This window comes from Stenotrophomonas sp. CFBP 13718, from assembly GCF_014842145.1.
In the GTDB taxonomy this organism is placed as follows: Bacteria; Pseudomonadota; Gammaproteobacteria; order Xanthomonadales; family Xanthomonadaceae; genus Stenotrophomonas.
Genome location: NZ_JACYVC010000020.1, coordinates 1 through 3382, shown reverse-complemented (window position 1 = coordinate 3382; position 3382 = coordinate 1). Strand labels below are relative to the sequence as shown.

Annotated in this window: 2 rRNA genes; both read right to left on the bottom strand. The window is 53.3% G+C overall.

Annotated features, from left to right (window positions below):
• Positions 1 to 25: 25 nt before the first annotated feature.
• Positions 26 to 140: ribosomal RNA gene (rrf, locus tag IFT58_RS18590) — 5S ribosomal RNA — on the bottom strand.
• Between the two features lie 174 nt (positions 141 to 314).
• Positions 315 to 3198, bottom strand: a 23S ribosomal RNA gene (locus tag IFT58_RS18585).
• Positions 3199 to 3382 lie beyond the last annotated feature (184 nt).

Sequence of the window (3382 nt, the reverse complement as noted above, 5' to 3'; positions counted from 1 at the left end):
AGCAACGGGGTTTTCGGGGTATAAACCCTGGCGATGACCTACTCTCGCATGGCTTGAGCCACACTACCATCGGCGCAGCTACGTTTCACTTCCGAGTTCGGGATGGGATCGGGTGGTTCCATAGCGCTAATTTCACCAGGGAGGCGTTTGGAGTGTCGCCGTGGGCCGTCGTGTCTTTGCAGGGAGCGGGGCACGTGTGTGCCCTGCTTTACAAAGAGACGCGCCTACAGCGCCTGCCTCTCGTTTGGTCTTGTGACGTAGCGTGCACTTGGATCTATCGACATGTCATGTCGGCCAAGGCAACTTGAGGTTATATGGTCAAGCCTCACGGATCATTAGTATCAGTTAGCTCAATACATTGCTGTACTTACACACCTGACCTATCAACCACATAGTCTATATGGTTCCTTCAGGGGGCTTGTGCCCCGGGAGATCTCATCTTGAGGCGCGCTTCCCGCTTAGATGCTTTCAGCGGTTATCGCTTCCGAACATAGCTACCCGGCAATGCCACTGGCGTGACAACCGGAACACCAGAGGTTCGTCCACTCCGGTCCTCTCGTACTAGGAGCAGCCCCTCTCAAATCTCCAACGCCCATGGCAGATAGGGACCGAACTGTCTCACGACGTTCTGAACCCAGCTCGCGTACCACTTTAAATGGCGAACAGCCATACCCTTGGGACCGACTACAGCCCCAGGATGTGATGAGCCGACATCGAGGTGCCAAACACCGCCGTCGATATGAACTCTTGGGCGGTATCAGCCTGTTATCCCCGGAGTACCTTTTATCCGTTGAGCGATGGCCCTTCCATACAGAACCACCGGATCACTAAGTCCTAGTTTCCTACCTGCTTGATCCGTCGATCTTGCAGTCAAGCACGCTTATGCCTTTGCACACAGTGCGCGATGTCCGACCGCGCTGAGCGTACCTTCGAGCTCCTCCGTTACTCTTTAGGAGGAGACCGCCCCAGTCAAACTACCCACCATACACGGTCCCTGATCCGGATTACGGACCTAGGTTAGAACGTCAAGCACGACAGGGTGGTATTTCAAGGTTGGCTCCACTGCAGCTAGCGCCACAGTTTCATAGCCTCCCACCTATCCTACACAGACGAACTCAACGTTCAGTGTAAAGCTATAGTAAAGGTTCACGGGGTCTTTCCGTCTTGCCACGGGAACGCTGCATCTTCACAGCGATTTCAATTTCACTGAGTCTCGGGTGGAGACAGCGCCGCTGTCGTTACGCCATTCGTGCAGGTCGGAACTTACCCGACAAGGAATTTCGCTACCTTAGGACCGTTATAGTTACGGCCGCCGTTTACTGGGGCTTCGATCAAGAGCTTCGCCTTGCGGCTGACCCCATCAATTAACCTTCCAGCACCGGGCAGGCGTCACACCCTATACGTCCACTTTCGTGTTTGCAGAGTGCTGTGTTTTTGATAAACAGTCGCAGCGGCCTGGTTACTGCGACCCTCTTCAGCTATAGCTCGCATGAGCCACCAAAAAGGGTGCACCTTCTCCCGAAGTTACGGTGCCATGTTGCCTAGTTCCTTCACCCGAGTTCTCTCAAGCGCCTGAGAATTCTCATCCTACCCACCTGTGTCGGTTTACGGTACGGTCTGCGTAAGCTGAAGCTTAGGAGCTTTTCCTGGAAGCGTGGTATCAGCGACTTCGTCTTAAAGACTCGTCTCGGTGCTCGGTCTTAAAGGATCCCGGATTTGCCAAAGATCCAAACCTACCGCCTTTCCCCAGGACAACCAACGCCTGGTACGCCTAACCTTCTCCGTCCCTCCATCGCACTTACGCGAGGTGCAGGAATATTAACCTGCTTCCCATCGACTACGACTTTCGTCCTCGCCTTAGGGGCCGACTCACCCTGCGCCGATTAACGTTGCGCAAGGAAACCTTGGGCTTTCGGCGTGCGGGTTTTTCACCCGCATTATCGTTACTCATGTCAGCATTCGCACTTCCGATACCTCCAGCGGACTTCTCAATCCACCTTCAACGGCTTACGGAACGCTCCTCTACCGCGTACAACCCTGAAGGTTGCACACCCCAAGCTTCGGTTCACTGCTTAGCCCCGTTAAATCTTCCCCGCAGACCGACTCGACCAGTGAGCTATTACGCTTTCTTTAAAGGGTGGCTGCTTCTAAGCCAACCTCCTGGCTGTCTGTGCCTTTCCACATGGTTTTCCACTTAGCAGTGAATTTGGGACCTTAGCTGTGGGTCTGGGTTGTTTCCCTTTTCACGACGGACGTTAGCACCCGCCGTGTGTCTCCCATACAGTCCGTCTCGGTATTCGGAGTTTGCAATGGTTTGGTAAGTCGCGATGACCCCCTAGCCATAACAGTGCTCTACCCCCGAGAGGATACATATGAGGCGCTACCTAAATAGCTTTCGAGGAGAACCAGCTATCTCCGGGTTCGATTAGCTTTTCACTCCTAATCACAGCTCATCCCCGTCTTTTGCAACAGACGTGGGTTCGGGCCTCCAGTACCTGTTACGGCACCTTCACCCTGGCCATGACTAGATCACCCGGTTTCGGGTCTACTGCCCGCGACTATGCGCCCTTATCAGACTCGGTTTCCCTTCGCCTCCCCTATACGGTTAAGCTTGCCACGAACAGTAAGTCGCTGACCCATTATACAAAAGGTACGCAGTCACCCCTTGCGAGGCTCCTACTGCTTGTACGCACACGGTTTCAGGATCTATTTCACTCCCCTCTCCGGGGTTCTTTTCGCCTTTCCCTCACGGTACTGGTTCACTATCGGTCGGTCAGTAGTATTTAGCCTTGGAGGATGGTCCCCCCATGTTCAGACAGGGTTTCACGTGCCCCGCCCTACTCGTCTTCACTGAAATGGCCCTTTCAGATACAGGGCTATCACCTTCTATGGCCAGTCTTTCCAGACTGTTTTCCTAGAACCAAATCAGCTTAAGGGCTAGTCCGCGTTCGCTCGTCGCTACTTACGGAATCTCGGTTGATTTCTTTTCCTCTGGTTACTTAGATATTTCAGTTCACCAGGTTCGCTTCCAGCAGCTATGTATTCACTGCAGGATACCCGCAAGCGGGTGGGTTTCCCCATTCGGACATTACCGGATCAAAGCTTGTTGCCAGCTCCCCGATACTTTTCGCAGGCTGCCACGTCCTTCATCGCCTCTGACCGCCAAGGCATCCACCGTGTGCGCTTATTCGCTTGACCATATAACCGCAAGTTGCCTTGGGTTACATATATGACCTGGGGGTACAAAGCCCAGATACGAACTATAACGACTCAATTAATAAGAAGACATTTAAGTCTTCCGCCTTAGCCTCACGACACGTCAAGATAGATATCTCAAACGCTCGCTACGTCACAAGTTTTAAAAGAACATGTACCGGCCACA